Source organism: Alkalihalobacillus alcalophilus ATCC 27647 = CGMCC 1.3604 (assembly GCF_000292245.2).
Taxonomy (GTDB): domain Bacteria; phylum Bacillota; class Bacilli; order Bacillales; family Bacillaceae_D; genus Alkalihalobacillus; species Alkalihalobacillus alcalophilus.
Genome location: NZ_ALPT02000170.1, coordinates 1 through 787 on the forward strand (window position 1 = coordinate 1; position 787 = coordinate 787).

General features: G+C 41.6%; 1 protein-coding gene. It reads left to right on the plus strand.

The genetic code is table 11. The features are described 5' to 3' along the window. Window positions 1-201 precede the first annotated feature (201 nt). Window positions 202-787, plus strand: a 586-nt coding sequence (locus tag BALCAV_RS20935) for an RNA-guided endonuclease TnpB family protein (RefSeq protein WP_040324347.1), incomplete at its 3' end; no start/stop codon positions are given.

The following is a 787-nucleotide window of genomic DNA, read 5'->3' on the forward strand; positions in this document are numbered from 1 at the left end:
AGGAAATAATTGAAAAAACTATTTAGTAAAGTGGTGGCTAGTGCGGCTCTTTTATCATTTCCCGACAGAAGACCCCCTCTTCAATCGTGTGAAGGGAGAAGCCCAACGATAAGGGGGAGATGAATGGCGGTTGGCGGTAGCCAAAGAGATTCTTGTTAGGGTATAATAAGAACATACATTCCTATTGGAGGGGTGAAAACAATGCTCATCAACAAAGCATACAAATTTCGTCTCTACCCAACCAAAGAACAAGAAAACCTGATTGCCAAAACCATCGGCTGTTCTCGTTTTGTCTTTAATCGCTTTTTAGGGCAATGGAACGATACCTACCAAGAAACAGGCAAAGGATTAACTTACAATGCTTGTTCGGCTGAATTAACGCAACTAAAAAAGGAATTCGTATGGCTAAAAGAAGTGGACAGCATTGCCCTTCAATCCTCCCTGAAAAATCTTGCCGATTCCTTTACTCGATTCTTCAAGAAACAAAATAAAGCTCCGCGCTTCAAGTCTAAAAAGAATCCGGTACAATCCTACACCACGAAAGTAACAAATAGCAACATGGCCATAGTAGACAACAAAATCAAATTGCCGAAACTAGGGTATGTTCGCTTGGCCAAAAGTCGTGAGGTTGAAGGGCGTATTCTTAACGCTACAATCAGACGAAATCCAAGCGGAAAGTTTTATGTATCCATTGTAGTCGAAACAGACGTACAGCCCTTGAAGAAAACGGAATCATCTATCGGTATAGATTTAGGCATCACGGACTTTGCGGTTTTTTCGGATGGTC